Annotated in this window: 22 protein-coding genes and 1 pseudogene; 7 read left to right on the plus strand and 16 right to left on the minus strand. The window is 59.4% G+C overall.

Features of this window, described 5'->3' with window-relative positions; translation table 11 throughout:
• Positions 1-397 precede the first annotated feature (397 nt).
• From F8N62_RS08955 to F8N62_RS08965, 3 genes are all read right to left on the minus strand, one after another.
• The gene (locus F8N62_RS08955) at positions 398-901 is read right to left on the minus strand and encodes a GNAT family N-acetyltransferase (protein ID WP_150710620.1); all 504 of its coding nucleotides are present in this window, start codon (positions 899-901) and stop codon (positions 398-400) included.
• 31 nt (positions 902-932) lie between these two features.
• Positions 933-1,562 (minus strand): glutathione S-transferase family protein, encoded by a 630-nt coding sequence (locus tag F8N62_RS08960; protein ID WP_150710621.1) that lies wholly within the window; start codon positions 1,560-1,562, stop codon positions 933-935.
• Between the two features lie 79 nt (positions 1,563-1,641).
• A complete protein-coding gene (locus F8N62_RS08965; protein ID WP_150710622.1) occupies positions 1,642-3,591 on the minus strand; it encodes a DNA topoisomerase III in 1,950 nt (649 codons plus the stop codon).
• 266 nt (positions 3,592-3,857) lie between these two features.
• Here F8N62_RS08965 and F8N62_RS08970 point away from each other — a divergent pair, with 266 nt between their 5' ends.
• Positions 3,858-4,226: a DUF427 domain-containing protein gene (locus F8N62_RS08970; RefSeq protein ID WP_150710623.1), complete on the plus strand. Its 369-nt coding sequence runs from the start codon at positions 3,858-3,860 to the stop codon at positions 4,224-4,226.
• 49 nt (positions 4,227-4,275) lie between these two features.
• Here the strand turns inward: F8N62_RS08970 and lldD are convergent, their stop codons facing one another.
• The 3 genes from lldD to F8N62_RS08985 all read right to left on the minus strand — a co-directional run bounded on the left by lldD (position 4,276) and on the right by F8N62_RS08985 (position 9,112).
• The gene (lldD, locus tag F8N62_RS08975; RefSeq protein ID WP_150710624.1) at positions 4,276-5,418 is read right to left on the minus strand and encodes an FMN-dependent L-lactate dehydrogenase LldD; all 1,143 of its coding nucleotides are present in this window, start codon (positions 5,416-5,418) and stop codon (positions 4,276-4,278) included.
• A 195-nt stretch (positions 5,419-5,613) separates the two neighbouring features.
• A complete protein-coding gene (locus tag F8N62_RS08980) occupies positions 5,614-7,236 on the minus strand; it encodes an MFS transporter (protein WP_150710625.1) in 1,623 nt (540 codons plus the stop codon).
• A 229-nt stretch (positions 7,237-7,465) separates the two neighbouring features.
• A complete protein-coding gene (locus F8N62_RS08985; RefSeq protein WP_150710626.1) occupies positions 7,466-9,112 on the minus strand; it encodes a GMC family oxidoreductase in 1,647 nt (548 codons plus the stop codon).
• Between the two features lie 121 nt (positions 9,113-9,233).
• On the opposite strand from F8N62_RS08985, the gene F8N62_RS08990 reads away from it, so the two are divergent.
• On the plus strand, positions 9,234-10,130 hold the full coding sequence (locus F8N62_RS08990; protein WP_150710627.1) for a LysR family transcriptional regulator: 897 nt from the start codon (positions 9,234-9,236) through the stop codon (positions 10,128-10,130).
• Between the two features lie 100 nt (positions 10,131-10,230).
• Here F8N62_RS08990 and F8N62_RS08995 read toward each other — a convergent pair whose 3' ends face one another.
• On the minus strand, positions 10,231-11,331 hold the full coding sequence (locus F8N62_RS08995) for a DNA alkylation repair protein (protein WP_150710628.1): 1,101 nt from the start codon (positions 11,329-11,331) through the stop codon (positions 10,231-10,233).
• Between the two features lie 157 nt (positions 11,332-11,488).
• On the minus strand, positions 11,489-13,297 hold the full coding sequence (locus F8N62_RS09000; protein WP_150710629.1) for a monovalent cation:proton antiporter-2 (CPA2) family protein: 1,809 nt from the start codon (positions 13,295-13,297) through the stop codon (positions 11,489-11,491).
• 187 nt (positions 13,298-13,484) lie between these two features.
• On the opposite strand from F8N62_RS09000, the gene F8N62_RS09005 reads away from it, so the two are divergent.
• Complete coding sequence (locus tag F8N62_RS09005; RefSeq protein WP_150710630.1) at positions 13,485-13,790, plus strand: RcnB family protein; 306 nt, start codon at positions 13,485-13,487, stop codon at positions 13,788-13,790.
• Positions 13,791-13,829: 39 nt separating this feature from the next.
• Here the strand turns inward: F8N62_RS09005 and F8N62_RS09010 are convergent, their stop codons facing one another.
• Entirely contained in the window at positions 13,830-14,153 is a 324-nt protein-coding gene (locus tag F8N62_RS09010; protein WP_150710631.1) for a protealysin inhibitor emfourin, read from the minus strand.
• Positions 14,150-15,214 (minus strand): M4 family metallopeptidase, encoded by a 1,065-nt coding sequence (locus F8N62_RS09015; RefSeq protein WP_150710632.1) that lies wholly within the window; start codon positions 15,212-15,214, stop codon positions 14,150-14,152. Before F8N62_RS09015 ends, F8N62_RS09010 begins: the two co-directional genes overlap by 4 nt.
• A gap of 144 nt (positions 15,215-15,358) precedes the next feature.
• Between F8N62_RS09015 and F8N62_RS09020 the strand changes: the two genes are divergently transcribed.
• Positions 15,359-15,697, plus strand: coding sequence for an FKBP-type peptidyl-prolyl cis-trans isomerase (locus F8N62_RS09020; protein WP_150710633.1), 339 nt, complete (start codon positions 15,359-15,361; stop codon positions 15,695-15,697).
• Positions 15,698-15,791: 94 nt separating this feature from the next.
• On the opposite strand, the gene F8N62_RS09025 is transcribed toward F8N62_RS09020, so the two are convergent.
• Positions 15,792-16,127, minus strand: coding sequence for a hypothetical protein (locus F8N62_RS09025; protein ID WP_150710634.1), 336 nt, complete (start codon positions 16,125-16,127; stop codon positions 15,792-15,794).
• Positions 16,124-17,365 (minus strand): S-type pyocin domain-containing protein, encoded by a 1,242-nt coding sequence (locus tag F8N62_RS09030; RefSeq protein WP_150710635.1) that lies wholly within the window; start codon positions 17,363-17,365, stop codon positions 16,124-16,126. Before F8N62_RS09030 ends, F8N62_RS09025 begins: the two co-directional genes overlap by 4 nt.
• A gap of 113 nt (positions 17,366-17,478) precedes the next feature.
• On the opposite strand from F8N62_RS09030, the pseudogene F8N62_RS31830 reads away from it, so the two are divergent.
• Positions 17,479-17,619: pseudogene (locus tag F8N62_RS31830) on the plus strand (FKBP-type peptidyl-prolyl cis-trans isomerase); the annotation flags it as partial.
• A 19-nt stretch (positions 17,620-17,638) separates the two neighbouring features.
• On the opposite strand, the gene F8N62_RS09035 reads toward F8N62_RS31830, so the two are convergent.
• Both F8N62_RS09035 and F8N62_RS09040 read right to left on the minus strand, forming a co-directional pair.
• The gene (locus tag F8N62_RS09035; RefSeq protein ID WP_150710636.1) at positions 17,639-18,382 is read right to left on the minus strand and encodes an SDR family NAD(P)-dependent oxidoreductase; all 744 of its coding nucleotides are present in this window, start codon (positions 18,380-18,382) and stop codon (positions 17,639-17,641) included.
• Between the two features lie 222 nt (positions 18,383-18,604).
• On the minus strand, positions 18,605-19,636 hold the full coding sequence (locus tag F8N62_RS09040; protein ID WP_150710637.1) for a D-cysteine desulfhydrase family protein: 1,032 nt from the start codon (positions 19,634-19,636) through the stop codon (positions 18,605-18,607).
• A gap of 281 nt (positions 19,637-19,917) precedes the next feature.
• Here F8N62_RS09040 and F8N62_RS09045 point away from each other — a divergent pair, with 281 nt between their 5' ends.
• Complete coding sequence (locus F8N62_RS09045) at positions 19,918-21,138, plus strand: putative DNA modification/repair radical SAM protein (protein WP_150710638.1); 1,221 nt, start codon at positions 19,918-19,920, stop codon at positions 21,136-21,138.
• On the plus strand, positions 21,135-21,977 hold the full coding sequence (locus F8N62_RS09050) for a TIGR03915 family putative DNA repair protein (protein ID WP_150710639.1): 843 nt from the start codon (positions 21,135-21,137) through the stop codon (positions 21,975-21,977). Before F8N62_RS09045 ends, F8N62_RS09050 begins: the two co-directional genes overlap by 4 nt.
• A gap of 54 nt (positions 21,978-22,031) precedes the next feature.
• Here the strand turns inward: F8N62_RS09050 and F8N62_RS09055 are convergent, their stop codons facing one another.
• Both F8N62_RS09055 and lpdA read right to left on the minus strand, forming a co-directional pair.
• Positions 22,032-23,051, minus strand: coding sequence for a branched-chain amino acid aminotransferase (locus F8N62_RS09055; protein ID WP_150710640.1), 1,020 nt, complete (start codon positions 23,049-23,051; stop codon positions 22,032-22,034).
• A gap of 187 nt (positions 23,052-23,238) precedes the next feature.
• Complete coding sequence (lpdA, locus tag F8N62_RS09060) at positions 23,239-24,621, minus strand: dihydrolipoyl dehydrogenase (RefSeq protein ID WP_150710641.1); 1,383 nt, start codon at positions 24,619-24,621, stop codon at positions 23,239-23,241.
• Positions 24,622-24,637: the final 16 nt, after the last annotated feature.

Genomic DNA, 24,637 nt, shown 5'->3' on the forward strand with positions numbered 1-24,637 from the left:
GTCTCGCGTCTGTTGCATGTAGTCGTGTTGAATAACTGCTACGCAATAGCGTCACAACGAAGAGAAGCAGCGAAAACCTTCAGGCCACTACCGACGTTTTCAAGGTCGGCCACAAGCTTCATGAGGATTGATCGCCAGCGCTTCTCGTCCTTGTACTGGACGTTCGGGCCAGGTCAGCTTCTTCAATCTGCCTTGTGGGCAGCGTGTATCCGGGAAAAACAGCTCGGCGGTCAGACGAGCTTGCTCAAACATGTTGCCTTACTCCCGATCGGGGAGATGTCTGCATCATGCAAGGGCAAATCGGAGGCGTCAACGGTTTTGTAGTGATTATTTTCACGCACTACATATTGTCGGACAAAGCTGTTTGGAATGAAAAACTGAAACCGGAAAGCACCCCTCAGGACGAGGGGGCCGGGCTTTGGAAACGATAAAACGTGCAGGGATAACCGTCCACCGGACGTTGCTGCACAGTGAAAGCATCAGCGCAGAGGTCAGGCATGACCCGCGCCCAGAACGACCGTGCAGGCTGGTTCGCGTCGATGTGGAAAACCTGCCATTGACCAGGGTGCCGGCTCAAGAGAGTGGACACGACAAACCTCGCGACGCCTTGGCCACGAAAGCGTCGGCCAATGAACAGATAGCCGATGTTGTACTGCGCGCCAGGCAGATGGGTGCGGTCATCCACCGTCACGAAACCGGCCAGTTGCGCATCGACCTTGATCAGGTATGGGCGCGTGGCCGGGTTTCGCCAATAATCCTCCAGTGACTGGATATTGAAGAAACCATGCCCATCGAGTTTCAGGGGCAGCCACTCACTGAAGTCGTGCAGGTAGAACTGCATCAGGTTTTCAATCGTTTCCAGTTCGTCGCGCTGGGCGGCGTGCAGTTCTATCGACGGCATGCGGGCTGGCTCCCGTTCAGGGCGGCATCAGTCAGTGGGGCGCAAAGTCATATTGTCCGCCTTTCTTCAAGGCGGCTTGATAGGCCGGACGCGCCTGAAAACGCTCGACCCACGCCGTAATATGAGGATAGTTGGCGAGCTTGCCCTGGGCCCGGGCGATTTCGCCGATAAAGCTCATCTGAACATCAGCCGCACTGAACTCATTACCCAGCAAGTAATCGGACTGGCTCAATGCCGTGTCCAGGTAACCAAGGTAGTTGGCCACTTCCGAATTGATCCGCGGGTGCAGCGGCGCGCCGGCATCACCCAGACGCCCGACGTAGAGATTCAGCATCAGCGGCAACATGGCCGAGCCTTCGGCGAAATGCAGCCACTGCACGTAGTCGTCGTAAGCTGGCGTGGCCGGATCAGGTTGAAGGCGCCCCTCGCCATGACGGCGAATCAGGTAGTCGATGATCGCGGCTGATTCAATCAACTTCTGGGTGCCGTCTTCAATGACCGGCGATTTGCCCAAGGCATTAACCGCCTTCAATTCCGGCGGTGCCAGATTGGTCTTCGGGTCGCGCTGATAGCGTTTCAATTCGTAGGGGATGGCCAGTTCTTCCAGTAGCCAGAGGATGCGCTGGGAACGGGAGTTGTTCAGGTGATGCACGATAATCATGGTCGATGCCTTATTCAGAATACGGGACTATTGCCGGGCTTGAAGAACACTAGACCATCGCGGTCGACCCGGAGTGCCATCAAGCTTTGCTCGCGGGTTTCGCTGTGCGTTTGGCCCCGGTCGAAGGTTTGCGCTTGGCGGGTTTGCGCTTGTTTTTCCACGGCGTGGCAGCGCGTCCGGCGGGGCTTGCCGGCCCGCTGATGGTCAGGCTCAGCCCGGCGCAGCGCGCCACCTGTTTGCTCATCCACGCGGCTTGCTTGGTGACGAATTCCTCAAGGCTCATTTCGCCGCTTTGCACCATGTCCAGCGCCTGTTCCCAGATCGCCGTGGTGCCGGGGTCCGCAATGGCGCGGGGCACCGCGTCGATCAGACTGAAAGCCGCCGGTGTCGCTGCCAGCGCCTTGCCGTTCTTGATCAGGTAGCCACGATCCAGCAGGCCCTGGATGATCGAGGCGCGGGTGGCTTCGGTGCCGATTCCGGTGGTGTCCTTGAGTTTCTGTTTGAGCAGTGGGTCTTCCACCAGTTTGGCGACGTTCTTCATCGCCTTGATCAAATCGCCTTCGGTGAACGGCTTGGGTGGCTGCGTCCAAAGGTCCTTGAGCTTTACGTCGGCGACTGCGCAATCACGTCCTTGCGCCAATGTCGGCAGGGTTTGCGGCGCCGGTGTTTCGCGGCCCCTGGCCGGGGCGAGGGCTTCGGGCAGGGCACGTTTCCAGCCAGGCTCGATGATCTGCTTGCCGACGGCCCGCAAGGACTCGCCGCCACAGTCGAAATCGGCCTGGGTCCGGTCGTATTCATGATTGGGTAGAAACTGCGCCAGATAGCGCGCGCGGATCAGGGTGTAGACCGCACGCTGCTTGCCTGCCAGTCGATCAAGGTTCTTCGCTGCGGCAGTGGGGATGATGCCGTGGTGTGCGCTGACTTTGGCGTCGTTCCACGCCCGAGAGCGCCGTTGCGGTTGCAGATGGTCCTGCAAGGCGTTCAAGGCCGGATCGGCCTGCCTCAACGCCGCCAGAATTACCGGCGCTTCACTGTGCTGGCTCACGGGCAAATAGCCGCAGTCGCTGCGTGGGTAGGTGATGACCTTGTAGGTTTCGTAAAGCGCCTGGGCAATATCCAGGGTTTCCTGGGCGCCGAGTCCGAGTTTTTTCGAGCAGACTTCCTGCAAGGTGCCCAGATCGAAGGGCAACGGCGCCACTTCACGCAGGCGCTCGGTGCGCAGTTTGACCACGCGGGCATTCGCCGCGCTGCCAATGGCGGCCGCTGCCTGTTGCGCCAGCGCCTGATTGAGGCAGCGATCCTGATCGTCACACGCATCGGATGCCGCACGCCACTGCGCGGTGAACGCAGTGCCGTCGTGCAACAGTTGCACGTCGATGGCCCAGAACGCGACCGGGACAAAATCGGCAATGCTGCGGTCGCGATCCACCACCAGACGCAGGGTCGGCGTTTGCACCCGACCGACCGGCAAGACGCCCTGATAACCCGACTGCCGTCCGAGCAGCGTGAACAATCGGCTCATGTTCATCCCGATCAGCCAGTCGGCGCGCGAGCGACCCAAGGCCGAGTGATAAAGGCTGAACGTCTCCGCTCCCGGTTTGAGGGCGGCCAGCGCCTTGCGGATCGACGCATCGTCCAGCGCCGACAGCCACAGCCGCTGGATCGGCCCGCGATAGCGACAATGCTCCACCAGTTCCCGGGCGATCATCTCACCCTCACGGTCGGCATCGGTCGCGATTACCAGCTCATCGGCTTCGCCAAGCAGGCGCTTGACCGCTTTGTACTGACTGGCCGTACGCGGTTTGACGGTCATCTTCCATTTGTCCGGAATGATCGGCAGATCAGCCAGCACCCAGCGCTTGTAACGCGCGTCATAGGCATCCGGCGGCGCGGTTTCCAGCAGATGGCCGATGCACCAGGTCACCGTGACGTCCGTTCCCAGCCAGCAGCCGTCGCCGCGACGCCGGGCGCCGAGCACGGCCGCAATGTCTTTGGCCTGGGAAGGTTTTTCACAGAGGTACAACCGCATAACCACCATCGTCCATCAACTGCCGGAGGTGCACAGAATGGCGGGTGATCAGCGATGGGGCAATCATTATCTGTATGGATGTACAGCAAAGCTGTTGCGTTTGTTTGCCGCAGGCAAATGTGTCCGTCTGGCTGTGAAGCGGTCGTGATCGGAGAATTTGGGTTATACCTGAACTACCGTTGTCTCAAGTTTTGCGGCGGCTGCGCGATCCATCGCGGGCAAGCCACGCTCCCACAGGTCTATCACCGTCCCGAGGAACGCATGCCATGAAGAGCTCTGGTCCCAGTCCTGTTATCACCATCGCCGAGCAACCCGGCTGCCTGCTGGTGAAGTTCCACGGTATTCAGGTGGCCGCGTCCACGCGCGCACTGGTGTTGCTGGAGGCCAATTATCCTCCGGTGTATTACGTCCCCCGCGACGACATCGCCGAAGAGTATTTTGCCCGCACCGATCACACGAGCTATTGCCCCTACAAGGGTGATGCGAGCTACTTCAGTCTGCAGATCCCGGGGCATGAGGGCGCGAATGCGGTGTGGAGCTATGAAGACCCGAAGGTCTCGGTGGCCCAGATCAAGAAATACGTGGCGTTTTATCCCGATCAAGTCACGTTCGAGCTGCTCAAGGACGTCGAATGATTGAAAACGCCCGGCATGGACAGGACGGTTTCTCCCGTCACCGTTCAATTCAACGAAGCGCCTGGACCAGCGTCGATTCGTCAATCTGATCAATCGACGTCACCCCGGTCAACGTCATCGCCACGCGCATTTCCCTGGCGAAAATATCCAGCATGTTTTCCACCCCACGCTGACCATCGGCGGCCAGTGCATAGGCCATGGAGCGCCCGAGCAATACGCCTTTCGCGCCCAACGCCAGCATGCGCACGACATCCAGCCCCGAGCGGATGCCCGAGTCGACGAGCACCGTCAGGTCATTGCCCACCGCTTGCATGATTGGCGGCAAGGCCGTGGCGGTAGAAAGCACGCCGTCGAGCTGTCGGCCGCCGTGGTTCGACACCACGATACCGTCGGCGCCGAAGCTGACCGCGTCCCGGGCATCCTGAGGATCGAGGATGCCTTTGATGATCATCGGGCCTTTCCAGAATTCACGAATCCACTCCAGGTCACTCCAGCTGATCGACGGGTCGAAGTTGTTCGCCAGCCAGCCCATGTAGTCTTCGAGGGTGACGGCTTTGCCGAGGTACTTCGAGATATTGCCCAGGTCGTGGGGGCGACCCATGAGGCCAACGTTAAAGGCCCAGTCCGGTCGGGTCATGGCCTGCAACATCCGCCGCGACGAGGCAAAAGGACCGGACATGCCCGAGTGCGCATCGCGGTAGCGGGCGCCGGGGGTGGGCATGTCGACGGTAAACACCAGGTTCTTGACCCCGGCAGCCTTGGCTCGCTCCAGTGCATTTTTCATGAAGCCGCGGTCTTTCAGCACATAGAGCTGAAACCAGATCGATTGCTGGCTTTGCGCGGCGACTTCTTCGATCGAGCACACCGAGACGGTGGACAGGCACAGGGGGATGCCTTTGTTTTGCGCAGCCTTGACCGCCTGGACTTCACCTCGACGGGCGAACATGCCGGTCAGGCCCACGGGCGCCAGGATGATCGGCATCGTCAGGGGCTGGTCGAAGAGGGTGGTTTGCAGGCTCAGGGTTTCGACGTTTTTCAGAATGCGCTGACGCAGGCTGATGCCCGTCAGGTCGGCGCTGTTGGCCCTGAGCGTGTGCTCGGCATAGGCACCACCGTCGATGTAATCAAACAGGAAGCGGGGAAGTTTGCGACGCGCTGCCTCGCGATAGTCAGATGCGGATGAAATGATCATGGTGCCTCGGTCTGTGGAATGGCGGGGCTGCCGATGTCGTTGAGCTTACCTGTGGTGAGGGGATTTATCCCCGTTGGCCTGCGCAGCAGGCTCAATCCAGCCACCTCGGAGTGAGAGTTGGCTGGATTGGGGCGGCTTCGCCACCCAGCGGGAGCAAGCTCCCTCGCCACAGGGGCCACAGGGGTTGCGATGGGCTCAGTTCTTATCGAGGTCCACGTTCTTGGTCTCACGCAAACAGATCATCCCCACCACCAGGCTCACCCCGGTAATCAGCACCGGATACCACAGCCCATAGAAAATGTCCCCGGTGTACACCACCAGCGCAAACGACACTGTCGGCAGAAAACCACCAAACCAGCCATTACCAATGTGATAGGGCAGGGACATCGAGGTGTAGCGGATGCGCGTCGGGAACAGCTCGACCATCAGCGCCGCCAGCGGGCCGTAGCACATGGCGGAAATGATGATCAACGCGACGATCAGCGCCACAATCATCGGCTTGTTGATCTGCTGGGTGTCGGCTTGCGACGGATACCCGGCCAGGGTCACGGCGCCACGCAAGGCGGCTTCGTCGTAGCCATCGATTTTCACTTCGCCGACGCTGACCTGCACGCCGCTGCCAGCGGGTGCGGCTTCGCTGGCGTAAGGCAAGCCCTGCTTCACCAGAAAGGTTTTGACCTTGTCGCACGGGCTGTCAAATTTCGCCTTGCCGACCGGATCGAACTGGAAAGTGCAGGTGGCGGGATCGGCCAACACGGTGATCGGCGCCTGACGACTGGCCTGGTCGATGGCCGGGTTGGCGTAGTGGGCCAGGGTCTTGAAAATCGGAAAGTACAACGCGGTGGCCAGCAACAGCCCGATCATCAACACCGGTTTGCGCCCGACCTTGTCCGACAGCCAGCCGAAGAAAATGAAGAACGGCGCCCCGATCATCACGCTGACGATCAACAGGCTGTTAGCCAGCGCCGGGTCCATTTTCAGGAATTGCGTGAGGAAAAACAGCACATAAAACTGCGCCGCATAAAACGTCACCGCTTGCCCGGCGTTGATGCTGAACAACGCAATCAACACCACTTTGAGGTTGTCCCATTTACCGAAGGAATCGCGCAGTGGCGACTTGCTGATTTTGCCTTCCTCTTTCATTTTCACGAACGCAGGCGACTCGTGCAGGCTCAAACGAATCCAGGTCGAGATGCCCAGCAGCACGATGGAAAACAGGAAAGGAATTCGCCAGCCCCAGACTTCAAACTGGTCGCCGGTGAAGTAGCGGCAACCGAGCACCACGAGCAACGACAGCAGCAGGCCGAGGGTGGCGGTGGACTGAATCCAGCTGGTGTGGAAGCCGCGTTTGCCTATCGGTGCATGTTCTGCGACATAGGTCGCGGCACCGCCGTATTCACCGCCCAGGGCCAGCCCCTGAAGCATGCGCAGCACGACGAGAATGATCGGCGCAGCAATGCCGATGCTGGCGTAGGTCGGGAGCAAGCCGACGCAGAACGTCGCCACGCCCATGAGCACGATGGTCGCGAGAAACGTGTACTTACGCCCGATCATGTCCCCCAACCGGCCGAACACCAGCGCGCCGAAGGGCCGCACGATGAACCCGGCGGCAAACGCCATCAGGGCGAAGATGAACGCGGTCGTGTCGTTGACGCCGGCGAAAAACTGCTTGCTGATCACGGCCGCGAGCGCACCGTAGAGAAAAAAGTCGTACCACTCGAACACCGTCCCGAGGGACGACGCGAAAATGACTTTGCGGGTATCACGGCCAGCGTCGACGCTGCGCGTGATGTCCAGAGGCTGAACATGTTCTGACATATCGGTATCCCTCACAGTGATTGTTTTTGTTGTTCCACTGTCGGCGCCGGCCTTGTGGGCTGGCGCCGCACCTGTCAATTCGACGCTACCTGCGTCGATCTTGCTGATTCACCCGATCCCGGTAGGAACTGCCGCAGGCTGCGATCTTTTGATCTTGATTCTCTGGCGCCCCCAAGGACGCTAAAAGATCGCAGGCTTCGCCAGCTCCTACATTGACCGCGTTCGGTATTCAGACGTTGGTGGCCAGCTCCTTTTGTTGAGTGATGGTGCCAACACTGGGTTCCAGAATCAGTTGCGCCGCTTTCTCGGCAATCATCAGCGTAGGCGAACACGTGTTGCCCGAGGTGATGCGCGGCATGATCGAGGCGTCGGCGATGCGTAAACCGGGGATGCCGTGCACTTTCAGTTCAGCATCGGCCACCGCATCCGCGTCGTTGCCCATGCGGCACGTGCCCACCGGATGGAAAATCGTCGTGCCAATGCGCGCGGCGGCTTCGTGTAATTGTTCTTCGCTCTGCAAACTGTCGCCGGGCAGGTATTCCACCGGTTTGAAGGCTTGCAGGGCGGGCGCGCAAATGATTCGCCGAGTCAGCCGGATAGCGTCGGCCGCGATCTTCAAGTCTTGCGGATGGCTCAAGTAATTGGGTTGAATCAGCGGCGCTTCCTGCGGGTTGGTCGAGCGAATCTCGATGCGGCCACGGCTTTGCGGGCGCAGATCGCAGACCGATGCGGTGAAGGCGGGGAAGGCGTGCAGCGGCTCGCCAAAACGTTCCAGCGACAAGGGCTGCACGTGATATTCGAGATTGGCCGAAGTCTGCTCCGGCCCCGACCGGGCGAACGCTCCGAGCTGACTCGGCGCCATCGACAATGGGCCGCTGCGGTCATACAGGTAACGCAGGCCCATGCCCATTTTGCCCCACACGCTGCCGGCGATCTGGTTCAGGGTGCGCGCGTTTTCCAGTTTGTAGATCAGCCGCAATTGCAGGTGATCCTGCAGATTGCCGCCCACGCCGGGCAGCTCATGGGCCACGCCGATCCCCAGTTTTTCCAGCAGCGGGCGAGGGCCGATGCCGGAGCGTTGCAGGATGGTCGGCGAGCCGACGGCGCCGGCGCAGAGGACGATTTCCTTGCGCGCGTTGAAGGTTTTCGCCTGACCTTGCCAGCGGGTGCTGACCGCCGAGGCACGGCCGTTTTCCAATACCACACGGTCGACTTCAACATCCGTCAGCACGGTCAGATTGGGCCGATGGCGCACCGGTTTGAGAAACGCCTTGGCCGCGTTCCAGCGAATCCCGGCCTTCTGATTGACCTGGAAATAGCCGCAGCCTTCGTTGTCGCCCTGATTGAAGTCATCGATGCTGGCGATGCCGCTTTGCTCGGCGGCGCTGCGGAACGCATCAAGAATCGGCCACGACAGCCGCTGACGTTCGATCCGCCACTCGCCGGCGGCACCGTGAAATTCCGAGTCGCCGGCAAAGTGATTTTCGCTTTTCTTGAACAGCGGCAGCACATCGTCCCAGCGCCAGCCGGGATTGCCGTCGGCGGCCCAGCCGTCATAGTCGCCGGCCTGGCCGCGCATGTAGATCATGCCGTTGATCGAGGAGCAGCCGCCGAGCACCTTGCCCCGCGGGTAACTCAGGGCGCGACCTTGCAGGCCGGGTTGCGCTTCGGTCTTGAAGCACCAGTCGGTGCGCGGGTTGCCGATGCAGAACAGATAACCCACGGGGATATGAATCCAGGCGTAGTTATCGCGGCCGCCGGCTTCGAGCAGCAACACGCGGTGTTGCGGGTTCGCCGACAGTCGATTGGCCAGCAAACAACCGGCCGGCCCGGCCCCGACCACGATGTAGTCGTATTCATCATGTGAAGTCTGCATCCCTGACCTCGTCGTGTTGTTCTTGTTGTCGGTCATCCTAGTTGTTAGCTTTCGTTTAAAGAATGTTAGTTTTTGCGCAGCCGCTGTGCGTTTTTAAACAGCCCAGACCTAAGGACGATTGATGTTCGACTGGAATGACCTACGGTTTTTTCTTGAATTGCAGCGCAGCGGCCGATTGCTCACTGCGGCCCGCCGTCTGAACACCACCCATGCCACGGTGGCCCGGCACATCGAGGCCATCGAAAAGAGCCTCGGCACGGCGCTGTTTGTCCAGCATGCCCAGGGTTACGAATTGACGCCGGCGGGGGAGGCGCTGCTCAAGCACGCCGAAGCGATGGAAAACGTCGCGCTGCTGGCAGAAGAGGAGATCACCCAATCGACGGCGCCGCTGGGAAAAATTCGCGTCGGCGTGACCGAAGGCCTGGGCGTCATGTTTCTCGCCAGCCGCATGAATGGGTTGTTTGAGCGCTATCCGGGGCTGGAAGTGGAACTGGTGGCGGTGCCGCGCTTCGTCAGCATTCTTAACCGTGAAGCGGAAATCAGCATTCACCTGGAGCGCCCGGCCGCTGACATGCTGGTCACGCGCAAACTCACCGACTATCGCCTGGCGCTTTATGCCAGCCAGGCCTATCTCGACAAGGCGCCACCGCTGCGCAGCCGCGAAGACCTCGGACGTCATGCCTGGATCGGTTACGTCGACGACTTGCTGTTCAGCCAGGAATTGATGTTCCTCAACAGCTTCTGCCGCAACCCGCAGGTGGTCTTCCACAGCACCAGCGTCATTGCCCAGCAACAGGCGGCGCGTTCAGGGCTGGGGATCGCGGTGCTGCCGTGCTACATGGCCAGCGCCGATCCGCAGTTGGTGCCGCTGTTGCCGGAGGAAAGCCTCCAGCGCAGCTACTGGATCAGCACCCGCCGCGAGCTGCACAAATCCGTGCGGCTGCGGGTGTTGTGGGATTACGTGGTGGAGTTGTGTGAACTTAACCAAGGTCTCTTGCTCGGTCCCAACCCCTCGTAGGAGCTGCCGCAGGTTCGGGCCGCGTTCGGACGATCTTTTGATCTTAAAAAACAAAATCAAAAGATCGCAGCCTTCGGCAGCTCCTACATGGGGTTGTGTTTCAGGGGAGGATTTCGAAGCCTGTGCTGGCCAGTCGTTCGCCGTTGACCATGATGTGCACCGCATGTTTGCCCGCGTAGTGCCGGCGAGTGGTGAGTTCCTTGATGTGCTGTCCACGGGCAACGAACGCAACAGCGTTGCCCGGCAACGTCAGCGCCTTGAGCTTGAACACCTTCGCCGAGGTGCTGCCGTTGGCCTTGACGTAGTCTATGGCGTAGTCGATCACCAGTCGCTGACTGTCCTCGACCGTGGATTTGACGCTGAAGGACAAGGTGATTTTCTCCCCCAGCCCGATCACGGCCGGTTCGACCTTCACCTCCATGATCTCGACCTCGGGCTTGCCGCCCGCGCCGATGATTGCCAGTGCCCGGGGATGGCCCTGTTTGATCAGGCTGCGCAGAGCATGTCTGGCGATCCACGCCGTGTGTTTGTGCTCCAGCGACCAGCCTTCGATCACGTCCAGCACCCAGTCGGGATGGTCCTTGGTGATGTCGTTGAGGTGGTTGGCCACGGACTTGCGCACATAGAGGCTGTCGTCGGCCTTGAGGTTGTCGATAATCGCGGCGGCGAGTGTCGGGTCAGACTGGATCTGTTCCAGCCGAAATGACCACGGCAGTCGCGGCCGGCAGCCTTCGCTGGCCAGCCGCCGGACGTGTTCGTTTTCGTCTAGCGACCAGTCGTGCATCACCGCCAATGTGCGCTTGAAGTCACTGCGCAGGAAATGGCGTATCGCGAATTCAGCGGAACCGAAAGTGGTGAAGTATTTGAGCGCGTCCATCGACTGTTCGAACGCATGGCCGCCGTAGGTCGCGACGTAATGCGGCAACGAGATGCTGACAAACCCGCTGTTCAGTCGGGGGGCGAGGGCGCGCAGAGCTTCAAGCGATTGCTCAAAACTTAGCGGCAGCACGGTGTGCAGGCACTCGCTGACCCGGGCCATGCGTTGCATGATCGACAAGTCAGCGAGCCCTTCATTAGCCATTTTCAGAAAGGCCTTGGCGTTGAATTCGGGATAGACCGCGGTCATCTCGGTGGCGATGTGCTGGAGGCGTGCGGGGTTGAAGATTTCCTTCAGGGCCGGGGCGGGTTGCTCGGTAGGCATTGTGGATTCCTTTGAAATCGTTAAGTGTCCAGCGACATCGCGTTATCGTTCATCGCAAGCAAGCTCGCTCCCACAGGATTTATGTTTGCCACAATATTTGGCACGACACCGGACCGGTGGGAGTGAGCTTGCTCGCGAAGAGGCCCTTAATTTCAACCTAGTTCTTCCTGGCTTCCTCTTCCAACTGATCCGACTCAAACAGTTTCGCCAGTTCCCCCCGGGCTTCCTGCGCAGTTTGCAGCACCTTCGCCGCATCGTCATACACCGCGTGCTGCGCTTCCAGCACCTGTTCATCGTGATGCTTGAAGCGTTTGATCCGCGCATCCGCCTGAGCCTGGGTCAGCCCCAGCCCGATCAGCGTGCGCCGGCTCATTTCCAGGCTGGAATAATAGGTTTCACGAATCGCCTCGGCGCCCAGGTCCACCAATCGGTGCACATGCTGACGGTTGCGGGCGCGGGCGATGATTTTGATGTGCGGATACAACCGGTGCACCACCTCGGCGGTCTTGATGTTGGTGTCCGGATCATCGGTGGCGATGATGAAGTATTCCGCCTGCTCGACCTTGGCCGCGCTGAGGATTTCCGGGCGCATCGGGTCGCCGTAGAACACCGGCACACCGCCGAAACTGCGCGACAGTTCGATGGTTTCCACCGAGGTGTCGAGGGCGACGAACTTGATGTTCTGCGCGCGCAGGATACGCGCGACGATCTGCCCCATCCGGCCCATGCCGGCAATCACCACGCGCGGTTCGTCGGTGTCGATCTCACGGAATTTTTCCGGCACCACCACCGGCTGCACCTTGGGGCTGACCAGTCGCGCACAGAGCAGCAGCAACAGCGGTGTCACCGCCATGGACAGGGTAATCGTCAGCACCAACAGGTCGTACAGGCGCGGCTCGAACAATCCCTGATCGCGGCCAATCTTGAACACCACAAACGCAAACTCACCTCCGGCCGCCAGTACGATGCCGAGCCGAATCGCGCTGACTTTGCCCAGCCCACCGGCCAATCGTCCCACCACAAACAGCAAGGGCAGCTTGATCGCGATCAGCAACAGGGTCAGCCCCAGTACCGCGATCGGCGCACTCAGCAGCAAACTCAGGTTCGCGCCCATGCCGACGCTGATGAAAAACAGGCCCAGCAGCAAACCCTTGAACGGTTCGATCTGCGCCTCCAGTTCGTGACGATACTCGGAGTCCGCCAGCAGCAAACCGGCGAGAAATGCGCCCAGCGCCATGGACACGCCCACCAGGTCCATCAACCACGCCGTGCCGATCACCACCAGCAACGCAGTGGCGGTGGAGACTTCCGGCAGGCCGCTACGGGCCACCACGCGGAACACCGGTCGCAGCAGATAACGTCCACCGATCACCACCACTGCGATGCTGCCCAGCACCCGCAAGCCGTGGTTCACATCTTCGGCCGCGCTGGTGGTGTGATCGCCGCCTGCCAGCAGCGGCACCATGGCGATCAGCGGGATCGCGGCGATGTCCTGAAACAACAGAATCGCGAACGCCAGTCGCCCGTGGGGACTGGTCAGCTCCTTGCGCTCGGCGAGGCTTTGCAGGCCAAACGCGGTAGACGACAAGGCCAGGCCCAGCCCCAGCACAATCGCACTGTTCAGTGGCTGGCCAAACGCGAACAACGCCACCACGCCAATCAACGACCCGGTCAGCAGCACCTGCGCCAGCCCTACGCCAAACACCGATCTGCGCATCACCCACAAGCGTCGTGGCGACAGCTCCAGACCAATGATGAACAGCAGCAACACCACGCCCAGTTCGGAAATATGACTGACGCTTTGCGGGTTGCCGATCAGGCCCAACACCGACGGCCCGATGATCACGCCAGCGAACAGATAGCCCAGCACCGCCCCCAGTTGCAGGCGCTTGGCCAAAGGAACGGTGAGCACCGCCGCGAACAGGAACACGACGGCGGCTTGCAACAGGTTGCCTTCATGGGGCATGGGGAAACTCCAGAACTCGGTACGGCGGGGGGGCACAAGGATAAAGGCTGCGACGGCAGGCGTCAGCCAGTTCGACAATGATTGTAGGAATGGCGCGTCGTTGGGCACTTCACTCGCAACAATAAGGAATGTTTCCTGACCCTCGCAGTCGGAGTTCAGTTACCACGACATCACTGGAGGTTTACCCATGAACAGCAAGACCCTAATTGCCAGCCTCGCCCTCGTCGCAGGCATTGCCGGTATCAGCCCGATCGTACAAGCCGCTGAACCGCAAAAAACCGTCCAGCCCGGCGTCAACAACACCCGCGAACTGGTGGTCGGCGACCGTGCTCCAGATGTTTACCAGCGCAGCGAGAAGGCGATTGCCAACTGGAAAGCCAAGGGCCTCAAAGCGCCAGAGAAAGAGGCGCAATGGGTGCAGATCAATGACAAGTACATGATGGTGATGATCACCAACGGGACGATCATGGATATCACACCGGTGAAGCGGTAACGCAGCCCTCAGGTGATCCGCTGTGACTGCCCATCCGGTTTAAAGCACTTCACCCTTGTCCCATAGATGCACCAATTCCCCCGGTGCCTGGTCCTCAGGCACCTTCAGTACCATCTGGTCGTCCTGCTCATTCAGGCGGAAGCGCACTTCGATTTTATAGAAGCGCTGATCCCCCTGACCGGAGGCATCACTGTTGAGTGGCAGACAACCTTCCAGCAGCGTGCAAATACGGCTGCGCTGATCGATATCGCATTGCGCGAATTCGATTTCGCGAGGGCGGGTCAAGGCGTGGATGGCTGCGAAGCCGCCTTGGCGGGAGAGCCGGACGACAGCTTCATCGCCCAATGTCGGAAGGGTTTTCATGATCGCTCCTGATTCAGTTTGATGCCCACCTCGGCCCACCCGTGTTTGACCGCCCGGGCCGCATCGGGGCCGAAGCGGGTTCGTGCGTGGTCAAGGGTCAGTTGCGCGAAATCCACGAATGACGCGTCGCCGCCCAGGCGCTGGTCGCACAGCGTGTCATACCAGATACGCCCGGCTTTTTCCCAGGCGAACCCGCCCAGGCCTTGGGCCACGAGGTAAAACGCGCGGTTGGGAATGCCGGAATTGATGTGCACGCCGCCGTTGTCTTCCTCAGTGATGACGAATTTGCGCATGTGATCCGGTTGGGGATCCTTGCCCAGCAGCGGGTCGTCGTACGCCGTGCCCGGATGGGCCATCGAACGCAGGCCAATGCCCTTGATACGCGGCGTAAGCAGGTCGGCGCCGATCAGCCAGTCCGCTTCTGCGGCGGTCTGGCCCAGTACGTATTGCTTGATCAATACCCCGAACACGTCGGAGATCGATTCATTCAATGCCCCGGACTGGTTGGCATAGATCAGCCCGGCTTCGCTTTCGATGATGCCATGAGTCAGCTCGTGCCCGATCACATCCAGCGAGCGGGTGAAGCGCTCGAAGATCTCGCCGTCACCGTCCCCGAAGACCATTTGCGCACCGTTCCAGAACGCGTTTTCGTACGCCTGGCCGTAATGCACGCTGCCGACCAGCGCAAAGCCCTGATTGTCGATAGAGTCGCGACCCAGCACTTTCCAGAAGAAATCATAACTGGCGCCCAGCGCATCGTAGGCCTCGTCCACCGCCGGATCGCCCGTCGCGGGTTGGCCTTCAAGGCGCGCGGGCATTCCCGGCAGGAGCATTTTGCCTTGCGCGTCATGAATGCTGCGCTGGGCCTGGCCGGGTTCGGTGGAGGGGGGCAGGATCGTCGCGGCGGCGGAACGCACCGGCGAACCCGGCACGTGCCGAAGCGTGCGCACGTGGCTCAAGGTCTCCATCGCATGAGAGCGCTGACGCTCGGAACCGTGGGCGATGATTCGATTGAGAATATAGGGCGGAATGAAGCTGCACAGTCGTTGTGGGTCGGTCATCAGAGCGTCCTTTCCCGAATACGAGGTTGATACTTATGTGAGCAGGCCTTGGGCGCGTCGGTTCCATGGATTGCCTTCAGCGGCGAATTCTGCGAAAACCTTCGTCCGCGCCCCGGACCCGGGCAACAGTAAAAGAGTAGAAACATGAACGACGAACTGCAAATCATCGACATCGCCCACGGCGAGGGCAAAGCCGCCGTCAAAGGCGCACTGATTACCACCCAGTATCGCGGCTGGCTGGAAGACGGCACCGAGTTCGATTCTTCCTACAGCCGTGGCAAACCTTTCCAGTGCGTGATTGGCACCGGACGAGTGATCAAAGGGTGGGATCAGGGGATTATCGGGATGCAAGTCGGCGGCAAGCGCAAATTGCTGGTGCCGGCGCACCTGGCCTACGGCGAACGCACGATGGGCAAGATCACGCCGAATTCAAATCTTGTTTTCGAGATCGAGTTGCTGGAGGTGCTGACGCGGGATGACTGATTTGTCGGGTATAGGCTGATATGGCGAACCCCGCCATCTCTGTGAGGACAAACAGTGGGGTATGGGGGGTAATTTCTGGTGTTGATTTAACGAGTCATGTGAACATCTCAATATCGTCGAGCGTGTCAGCAACTGTTGCTTCCAGTGCAGGGAATTTTCCTTTTACGGAATCAAGAGCGGGCATCACGGCTTGCATTTTCAGCTCACCGAATCTGCGGGCTACGTGGCCGAGAGCGGTGACTGCTGCCGCAGCGACCGACTGAGTCCCACTCTCGAGATGGTTCAAGCAAATGGTTTGGGCCCAGTCGCTATCTTGCTCATTTAAACCGATGGAAATCAGCGCGGTAACAATGTTCTTTTCTATGCCGCTATCAAACAGGCTGACTGCTTCGTCATGGCTAATCGACGGATCGTGATAGATAAGGCTCACTGTTTAGCTCCTAAGATATTTCCCTTGGTGTCAGTTATTTTTGCCTTGATCAATGCGTTCTTCATATCTTGATGGAGTTTATTCCAGGCTCTGACATGTCCGTGGTAGTCGTCCCCTCCCGTATGATCGAAGACCACAAACTCGTTGGTTTTGGAATCGATACCAATCCTGCGTTCCGATGTAGGTTTTACCTGTACCGAATTATCTAAAGCTTCCTGGCCATTCTCGGGACCCTTGCTTTTCACTGGCGTATCTGTCTTTCCATGGTAACTGGCAGCATCGAATCGCAGGGAAATGACAATGTAAAGAGGCTTTATGCCGGAATCAGCCGGAAAGATAAGGATGAAGTCCTTGTACTCAGGCGGGTAGATCGGGTTGACAATGACGGTATCTGCCTTGTCAGTAGGCGGATAAATCCAGATGTGCGGGGCTTGGGGGGCACTTTCTAGCGGTGGGGTTCCCGACGTGCTGGCCGGGTCAACGGACGGCGTCCATATCAACGTGGTGCCGTTGCCGAAGTCAGCCACTTGTCGGGAGCCCTGAGCTACGAACTGCACTACAGGAACCATTTCCCAATCACTGCGCTTCTGGGTGTTGTATCCGTATCCCTTCAAGGTGCCATCAGCCTGCTGTTCGACGTGAAGTCGGACACGTGTGCGACCTTCTTTAAGCGATTTCAGCTGTGCCTCGGTGTAAAGGGAGCTGTCTCCCAGACTTGATGGCCAGAGCAGTGCGACCATTCCTACCAGGAAACCCGCAGCAACTCCTGCCGTTGCAGCGCTTGCACCCGCAGTAGCACTTGCGCCGGAGCCCGCCCCGGCAGTCCCGCCCAAGAGAAGCGTTCCGAAGCCCGCAGGTAATACGCTACCGCTGATTTTTTTGAGTGGTGTATTTCCCGCTGTATCCTTTTCTCTACCACCCAGGAGCAAGAATTTTCCGTAATCGGCCAGCTTCCCGACAGGAACAAACCCGCTTGGGTTTTCGTAGTTGATTACTCCTTCCGGGAGGTCGCAGCTTTTGGCGAACACGCAACCCATGGAGTCAGGGTGGTTCTGTCGTTGAGTGGATTCTGGTAATCGGTTTTCATACTCTCGTTGCCGGGCCAACATATCATCGTATTTTTTCTGTTCGTCAGCGCGCTTCAGCAGTTCTTTGGGGGTCATGTAGCGACTGGTGATGTGGTGTCCGTCTCCTGAAGGCGGATTTTGAACCCGAGGGATGCCAGCTTTACTCGCCATGAGCTTCCTTGTTCAATATTTTGAAGACGATGCGGACGCTATATCAAAGAGTTTTTTATTGATGTAGGACGGTTCTGAAGATCGAGGTGTCGTTACAAATGGCTATGAATCACGGGATGCGGGCCTGCGGTAGACGCAGGTGGCGAATCCTGGTTCATCTGGGGGCCAGCCAACGCACGATGGGCAAGATCACGCCGAATTCGAATCTGATTTTCGAGATTGAATTGCTGGAGATGCTGACGCGGGATGAGTGATCGCCGCGCCAGTCAGGTTTCATCGCACTGAGTAGCCACTGTCGACGATCCAGTCCTGCCCGTACACGTTGCGAGCGCCGCGACTGAGCTGGAACAGGATCACGTCTGCCACCGCACCGGCTTCGAGGAATTTTCCATCGAGCAGCCTCGCATTGACGGCGTTGGCGACCTCGCCCAGTTCTTCAGTTTTAAGTCCCAGTGTCGACCAGATCGGCGTGGCAGTAGGGCCGGGCGAGACGGTGTTGATGCGAATGCCCAAGGGGGCCAGCTCAACCGCCAGGGTGCGCGCATGGGCAATCAATGCGGCTTTGGAGGCGATATAGGCGGCCAGTCCGGGAAAGGTCAATTCGGCGAGGAATGTGCCGATGAACACCACGGAAGCGGAATCAGCCAGATGGCTGCGCAGGCACCCCAAGGTGTTCAGCGCCGCTGCGCCGTTCACCGCCCATTGCCGGTCGAAGGCTGACACATCAAGGCCCTCGGCCAATTGCGCGATGCCCGCATTGGGTACGACGAAATGCACCTGCCCCAAGGTGGCGGCGCGATCAGCCAATCGTGCCAGATCCTCTGGGCGGGTCACATCGCCCGCGACCCAGGCCAACTGGTCGTTGAAGCGTTCCGCCAGTGCCCCCAGTCCGCCGAGCTGGCGTGACATCCCCAAAACGCGAGCGCCCTGTTCCAGCAGCCGTTCGGTGACGGCCAGGCCGATGCCGGAGCTGGCACCGGTGACAACGGCCAGGCGATTGTGAAATTCATTGTGCATGCAGCAATCCTTTTACTCATGGGCAGCCTGTTGCGTTGTTTGTGCGTTCGCAGGCTTTTCGAGCGCGCGAGAACATTTTCAAGAAACGGGCCAACACGCAGAGCCCCGTCGGGCGCGGGGCGAGTAAAGGATGTTGTTATTGTGACTCGATGCTCTGGGAGTCTTAATGACTGCAAATAGAGTCATTACGACTTGTTCGAGTGTTCTGGGATTGACCGGAGGCTAAGCCTGGAAGGTTTCCCGATAGGCATATAACCCAGGCGTTCCGCCCGTCATCACAAACAGTAGGTTGGCACCTTCACGGAAACGCCGTTGTTGGAGATCGGCCAGCAGGCCCGCAAATGCTTTACCTGAGTAAACCGGGTCGATCAGCAGGCCTTCGGCGCGAGCCATCAAACGTACCGCGTCTTGCATGGCTTGGGTCGGCAGACCGTAACCTGCGCCCAGCTGACTGCCGTCAATGACGATCTCATGGGCCTGAACGATGGCGTTGCTGCCCAGTAACGTCAGTGTGTCCTGGGTCAATGTCCGGGTGCGGGCGGCGGACGAGTCCCGATCCGATAACACCGAGTAGGCCTTGACGATCGACGTGCCGCGCTCCAGCAACTCAAAGCCAGCCGCGAGCCCGGCGTGGGTGCCGGCGCTGCCGTTGGGCACCACGACCTGGTTGAAGATCAGGCCGAGGCCAGACTCTTGTTGCGCGATTTCCGCTGCGCAGCGTGCATAGCCGAGACTGCCGAGCGGCGTTGAACCGCCCATGGGAATCACCATGACCTTGCGTCCCGATTCCCGCAGTTGTGCCGCACGAGCCTCGGCCCGGGCGAGTGAGTCGGTGCCTGCTGCAAGCACCTCGAGCGTTGCGCCGAACAATTGGTCGAGCAACACATTGCCGTTGAGTTCGTAATCAACGTCGGCCTTGGGCACCGAGCGCGTCAGAATCAATTCGCAATCGATGCCCAGGCGAGCGCAGACGGCGGCGGTCAGGCGCGCATGGTTGGACTGGAGGCCGCCGACGGTAATGACCGTGTCAACAGCCTCCTGCTGCGCCGCGCCGAGATGAAATTCGAGTTTGCGCAGTTTGTTGCCGCCACCGCCCAGCAACATGTGATCGTCGCGCTTGAGAAACAGGCGAATGCCTTGCGACTCAAGGCCCAGCAGCTGTTCGAGGCGCTCGGCGCGCTGAATGGGCGTGGGGCCTTGCAACAGGTCTGCCCTGGGGAAAGCGCTGAGAGCCGTGTCAAATTGGGTTTGCATCGATGACGCCTCACTGACTTTTATCAGCATGACTCTAGGGAGAAAGCCACCGCGGATAAACCCGCGACGAGGCATTACACCTTTAACACTGTGTAACTAATACGGGAGTTCGGCGATTTAAAAGATCGCAGCCTGAGGCAGCTCCTACCGGAGGAACCCATACGGCGTAGGAGCTGGCGCAGCCTGCGATCTTGTTGTTCACCCGACCAAGGGTCAGTTGACGCCTTGTGCCAGCGGGATCGACTCTATACTGTATATCCACACAGTATAAGGTTCATGCCATGGAACTCATCGACAAGCTCAGCATTCTCGCCGACGCCGCCAAATACGACGCGTCCTGCGCCAGCAGTGGCGCGCCCAAGCGCAGCTCCGAGGGCAAGAGCGGATTGGGTTCGACCAATGGCATGGGCATCTGCCACAGCTACACACCGGACGGGCGTTGCGTTTCGCTGCTGAAAATCCTGCTGACCAACTTCTGTCTTTACGACTGCCAGTATTGTGTCAACCGCCGTTCCAGTGATGTCCCGCGCGCACGTTTCACGCCGGAAGAAGTGGTCACGCTGACGATGGATTTCTACCGCCGCAACTGCGTCAGCGGGCTGTTTCTCAGTTCCGGCATCATCCGCTCGGCCGACTACACCATGGAGCAGTTGATCCGCGTCGCGAAACTGCTGCGCGAAGACCATGAGTTTCGCGGGTACATCCACCTCAAGACCATCCCCGAAGCCGATCCGGCGCTGATCGAGGAAGCGGGGCGTTACGCCGATCGGTTGAGCGTCAACATCGAGTTGCCCACCGACGCCAGCCTCCAGACCCTGGCGCCGGAGAAACAGCTGGGCTCGATCAAACAAGCGATGCAGACCATCTACACCGGCGAACAAACCGTTCTCAACGAACCCCGTGCACCTAAATTCGCCCCCGCCGGGCAGAGCACGCAAATGATCGTCGGTGCCGATGACACCGACGACAGCACCATTCTTCACAGTGCCCAGGCGTTGTACGGCAACTTTCGCTTGCGTCGGGTGTACTACTCGGCGTTCAGTCCGATCCCGAACAGCCCGAAGAGTGTGCCCTTGGCCGCGCCGCCGCTGATGCGCGAGCATCGCTTGTATCAGGCGGATTTCCTGTTGCGCAGCTACGGTTTCACCGCTGGCGAACTGTTCAAGGGGCCCGGGCACCTGGCGTTGGACATCGACCCGAAACTGGCCTGGGCGCTGGAAAATCGCGAAGTCTTTCCGCTGGACCTCAATCGTGCCGATGCTTCGTTGATTTCGCGCATTCCCGGGATTGGTCTGCGCACCACCGAACGTTTGGTAGAACTGCGCCAACAGCGTCGGATTCGCTACGAAGACCTCGCGCGAATGCGCTGCGTACTGGCCAAGGCCAAACCGTTTTTCATCACCAGTGACTACCATCCGCAGCAGGCCGAGGTCACCAGTCATCTGCTGTACCAGCAATTGCGCGACCGGCCGCAACCGCAGCAAATGGGGTTGTGGGGATGATCACGCTGGATTGCGACGACCTGTTCGACCTCTGGCGGCAGCAGGCGCGCTGGCTGCTGAGTCATGAGGTTGATCCCAGTCGGGTGAGTTGGGCCAGTGAAGGCGTGACCGATCTGTTTGCCAGCGATGAGTCGCTGCCGGAGGCGCAAGGGCCCTTTCAGGCGCGAATCCCACGGATGTTGCTCGACACCCTTGAGCGCGCCGCCCGTTATCGCGGGGACCAGCGTTGGAGTTTGTTATACGAAGTGCTGTGGCGCGTCAGTCATGGAGATCGCACTGCGATGATGGCGGGCGATCAACTTGGCAGTGAATTCAATAGAAGAATCAAACAGATACAGCGTGAATCTCATCATCTACATGCATTCGTGCGGTTTGTCGCTCTGCCGGAAAACGAAGGGCCGCACTATGTTGCCTGGCATGAACCGGCCCACGACATTCTGCACAGTGCCAGTGAACACTTCATCGGTCGTATGGGCCAACATCGCTGGTTGATTGCTACGCCCCGGGACGGGGTTTACTTCGATGGCGAGCAGTTGATCCACCATCGTCAGTGCCCGGTTGAGTGGCAGCAACTGGCGCAAAACGTCGATGATCCGCACGGTGACATGTGGTTGACCTATTACAGCCACATCTTCAATCCGGCACGGCTTAATCCGAAGGTCATGCAGGGCCATTTACCGGCGCGATTCTGGAAAAACCTGCCTGAAGGCGCATTGATTCCGGGGTTGATCACTCAAGCGCGGACCGGCAAGCAACAGGACGGTCAGGCCAGCGGGATCAAGGGCAGGGGTGGCAAGCGTATCGCACTGAGCGACACTGAACGCGGTCAAGGCTCATAAAAAAGCCCCGCATCGCCAAGGCGATGGGGGGCTTTCGATGCAGCGCAGGTCAGGTCAGACCTTGACGATCCAGCCTGCTGGCGCTTCGATCTCGCCAGTCTGTACGCCCGTCAGCTCTTTGTAGAGCTTCTGGGTGACCGGGCCGACTTCGGTTTCGCTGTGGAACACATGCAGGTGGTCGTTATAGCTGATGCCACCGATTGGGGTGATCACGGCTGCGGTACCGCAAGCGCCGGCTTCCTTGAAGTCGGACAGCTTGTCGATGAACACGTCACCTTCAACCACTTCCAGGCCCAGACGCGACTTGGCCAGTTCGATCAATGACAGGCGGGTGATGCCTGGCAGTACCGACGGCGAGTTCGGGGTCACAAACTTGTTGTCATGGGTGATCCCGAAGAAGTTGGCCGAACCGACTTCCTCGATTTTGGTGTGGGTCATCGGGTCCAGGTAAATGCAATCGGCAAAGTGCGCCTTCTTGGCCTGGGAACCTGGCATCAGGCTGGCGGCGTAGTTGCCACCGACCTTGGCCGCGCCGGTGCCTTGTGGTGCGGCACGGTCGTAGCTGGAAATCAGGAAGTTGTGCGGGGTCAGGCCGCCCTTGAAGTAGGCGCCGACCGGGATGCAGAAGATCGAGAAGATGAACTCGGGGGCGGTGCGCACACCGATGTTGTCACCCACGCCGATCACGAACGGTCGCAGGTACAGCGCGCCGCCGGTGCCGTAAGGCGGGATGAAACGCTCGTTGGCGCGGACTACGTCCTTGCAGGCTTCGATGAACTGCTCGGTGGACACCTGTGGCATCAGCAGGCGAGCGCAGCTGCGTTGCATACGTGCGGCGTTCTGGTCCGGACGGAACAGGTTGATCGAACCGTCCTTGCAACGATAGGCCTTCAGGCCTTCAAAGCATTGCTGACCATAGTGAAGAGCAGTCGAGCCTTCGCTGATGTGCAGCACGTTGTCTTCGGTCAGGGTGCCTTTGTCCCACTCGCCATTGCGATAGTGCGAGAGATAGCGCTTGTCTGTCTTGATGTAATCAAAACCCAGCTTGTCCCAATTGATGCTTTCGTTACTCATGACACCCTCTATCACTGAACAACCGCCGAAACGGTTCAAGGCTTCTGACGTTTTTTGGATGGGGACAACAATACTTCATTCCAGGGCTGTTTCGCAGTGCAATCAAGCTAAAAGATCGCAGCCTGCGGCAGCTCCTGTTGTTGCGTACGGCCTGTAGGAGCTGCCGAAGGCTGCGATCCTTTGATCTTCACAGATGCAACGCATGCCCCAGAGCACGCGACGCCGCTTCCTGCACCGCTTCACCCAGCGTTGGATGCGCATGAATGGTGCCAGCGATGTCTTCCAGTCGAGCGCCCATTTCCAGGCTCTGGCCAAACGCGGTCGACAACTCCGAAACGCCCACGCCCACCGCCTGCCAACCGACAATCAGATGATTGTCCCGACGAGCGACGACCCGCACGAAACCGCTTTTGGACTCCAGCGTCATCGCCCGGCCATTCGCCGCGAACGGGAAGCTCGAAACGATGCAGTCCAGACCCGCCGCCTTGACCTCATCCGGGGTCTTGCCAACCACCACCAGTTCCGGGTCGGTAAAGCACACGGCGGCAATTGCGGTCGGGTTGAATTCACGGGTTTTGCCGCTGATCAACTCCGCCACCATCTCACCCTGAGCCATGGCCCGGTGCGCGAGCATCGGTTCGCCGCTCAAGTCACCGATGGCGTAGACGTTGCGCATGCTGGTCTGGCAGCGGTTATCGATCCTGATCGACGAACCGTTCATGTCCAGATTCAGTGCTTCAAGGTTCCAGCCCTGGCTATTTGGCTTGCGACCGACGGCCACCAGTACTTGATCGGTTTCCAGGTTCAAGGTATCGCCGTTGGGATCAGCAACTTGCAAGGTATTGCTCGAAGAATCAAAGCCTTGGACGCTGTGCTTCAAGTAAAGCTTCACCCCCAGCTTTTTCAATTCATCGTGTACAGGTTGAGTCAGTTCAGCGTCATAGGCTGGCAGGATGCGATCCTGCGCCTCAACTACGCTGACCTCGGCGCCGAGTTTGCGATAGGCAATCCCCAGCTCCAGACCGATATAACCACCTCCGACGACTACCAGACGTTTCGGCACCGATGTCGGCGCCAGCGCCTCGGTGGAAGAGATGATCGGCCCGCCAATTGGCAGCATTGGCAGGTTCACGCTCTTCGAACCGGTGGCGAGCACCAGGTGGTCGCACTGAATACGCGTGTCGCCGACTTCAACGGTTTTGCCGTCGATGACCTTGGCCCAGCCCTCAATCACCTGGACTTTGTTCTTTTTCAGCAATGCCGCGACGCCGGTGGTCAGGCGATCAACGATGCCATCCTTCCACTCGACGCTTTTGCTGACATCCAGAACCGGTGCGGAAACGCTGATGCCCAGCGCTGAGTGCTCGTTGTGGTGCCGGGTCTGGTGGAGCTGTTCGGCGACATGAATCAATGCTTTGGACGGAATGCAGCCGATGTTCAGGCAGGTACCGCCCAGTGATTCGCCTTCCACCAAAATGGTCGAAATGCCCAACTGGCCGGCACGAATTGCCGTCACGTAACCGCCGGGTCCGCCGCCGATGATCAGCAGCGTGGTGTTTAGAGTTTGCATTGAGGCCCCACTAAAA

Origin of the sequence: Pseudomonas fluorescens, assembly GCF_902497785.1 — a bacterium.
Classification (GTDB): domain Bacteria; phylum Pseudomonadota; class Gammaproteobacteria; order Pseudomonadales; family Pseudomonadaceae; genus Aquipseudomonas; species Aquipseudomonas fluorescens_BO.

What these genes read in the sequence shown, in the direction of transcription:
- F8N62_RS08960 (WP_150710621.1), bottom strand. Translation starts at nt 1,562, where the DNA reads ATGATTATCGTGCATCACCTGAACAACTCCCGTTCCCAGCGCATCCTC.
- F8N62_RS09005 (WP_150710630.1), top strand. Translation starts at nt 13,485, where the DNA reads ATGAACAGCAAGACCCTAATTGCCAGCCTCGCCCTCGTCGCAGGCATT.
- F8N62_RS08970 (WP_150710623.1), top strand. Translation starts at nt 3,858, where the DNA reads ATGAAGAGCTCTGGTCCCAGTCCTGTTATCACCATCGCCGAGCAACCC.
- F8N62_RS08965 (WP_150710622.1), bottom strand. Translation starts at nt 3,591, where the DNA reads ATGCGGTTGTACCTCTGTGAAAAACCTTCCCAGGCCAAAGACATTGCG.
- F8N62_RS09015 (WP_150710632.1), bottom strand. Translation starts at nt 15,214, where the DNA reads ATGACCGACCCACAACGACTGTGCAGCTTCATTCCGCCCTATATTCTC.
- F8N62_RS09010 (WP_150710631.1), bottom strand. Translation starts at nt 14,153, where the DNA reads ATGAAAACCCTTCCGACATTGGGCGATGAAGCTGTCGTCCGGCTCTCC.
- F8N62_RS08985 (WP_150710626.1), bottom strand. Translation starts at nt 9,112, where the DNA reads ATGCAGACTTCACATGATGAATACGACTACATCGTGGTCGGGGCCGGG.
- F8N62_RS08990 (WP_150710627.1), top strand. Translation starts at nt 9,234, where the DNA reads ATGTTCGACTGGAATGACCTACGGTTTTTTCTTGAATTGCAGCGCAGC.
- F8N62_RS09030 (WP_150710635.1), bottom strand. Translation starts at nt 17,365, where the DNA reads ATGGCGAGTAAAGCTGGCATCCCTCGGGTTCAAAATCCGCCTTCAGGA.
- F8N62_RS09045 (WP_150710638.1), top strand. Translation starts at nt 19,918, where the DNA reads ATGGAACTCATCGACAAGCTCAGCATTCTCGCCGACGCCGCCAAATAC.
- F8N62_RS09040 (WP_150710637.1), bottom strand. Translation starts at nt 19,636, where the DNA reads ATGCAAACCCAATTTGACACGGCTCTCAGCGCTTTCCCCAGGGCAGAC.
- F8N62_RS09035 (WP_150710636.1), bottom strand. Translation starts at nt 18,382, where the DNA reads ATGCACAATGAATTTCACAATCGCCTGGCCGTTGTCACCGGTGCCAGC.
- lldD (WP_150710624.1), bottom strand. Translation starts at nt 5,418, where the DNA reads ATGATCATTTCATCCGCATCTGACTATCGCGAGGCAGCGCGTCGCAAA.
- F8N62_RS09020 (WP_150710633.1), top strand. Translation starts at nt 15,359, where the DNA reads ATGAACGACGAACTGCAAATCATCGACATCGCCCACGGCGAGGGCAAA.
- lpdA (WP_150710641.1), bottom strand. Translation starts at nt 24,621, where the DNA reads ATGCAAACTCTAAACACCACGCTGCTGATCATCGGCGGCGGACCCGGC.
- F8N62_RS08980 (WP_150710625.1), bottom strand. Translation starts at nt 7,236, where the DNA reads ATGTCAGAACATGTTCAGCCTCTGGACATCACGCGCAGCGTCGACGCT.
- F8N62_RS08955 (WP_150710620.1), bottom strand. Translation starts at nt 901, where the DNA reads ATGCCGTCGATAGAACTGCACGCCGCCCAGCGCGACGAACTGGAAACG.
- F8N62_RS09050 (WP_150710639.1), top strand. Translation starts at nt 21,135, where the DNA reads ATGATCACGCTGGATTGCGACGACCTGTTCGACCTCTGGCGGCAGCAG.
- F8N62_RS09000 (WP_150710629.1), bottom strand. Translation starts at nt 13,297, where the DNA reads ATGCCCCATGAAGGCAACCTGTTGCAAGCCGCCGTCGTGTTCCTGTTC.
- F8N62_RS08995 (WP_150710628.1), bottom strand. Translation starts at nt 11,331, where the DNA reads ATGCCTACCGAGCAACCCGCCCCGGCCCTGAAGGAAATCTTCAACCCC.
- F8N62_RS09055 (WP_150710640.1), bottom strand. Translation starts at nt 23,051, where the DNA reads ATGAGTAACGAAAGCATCAATTGGGACAAGCTGGGTTTTGATTACATC.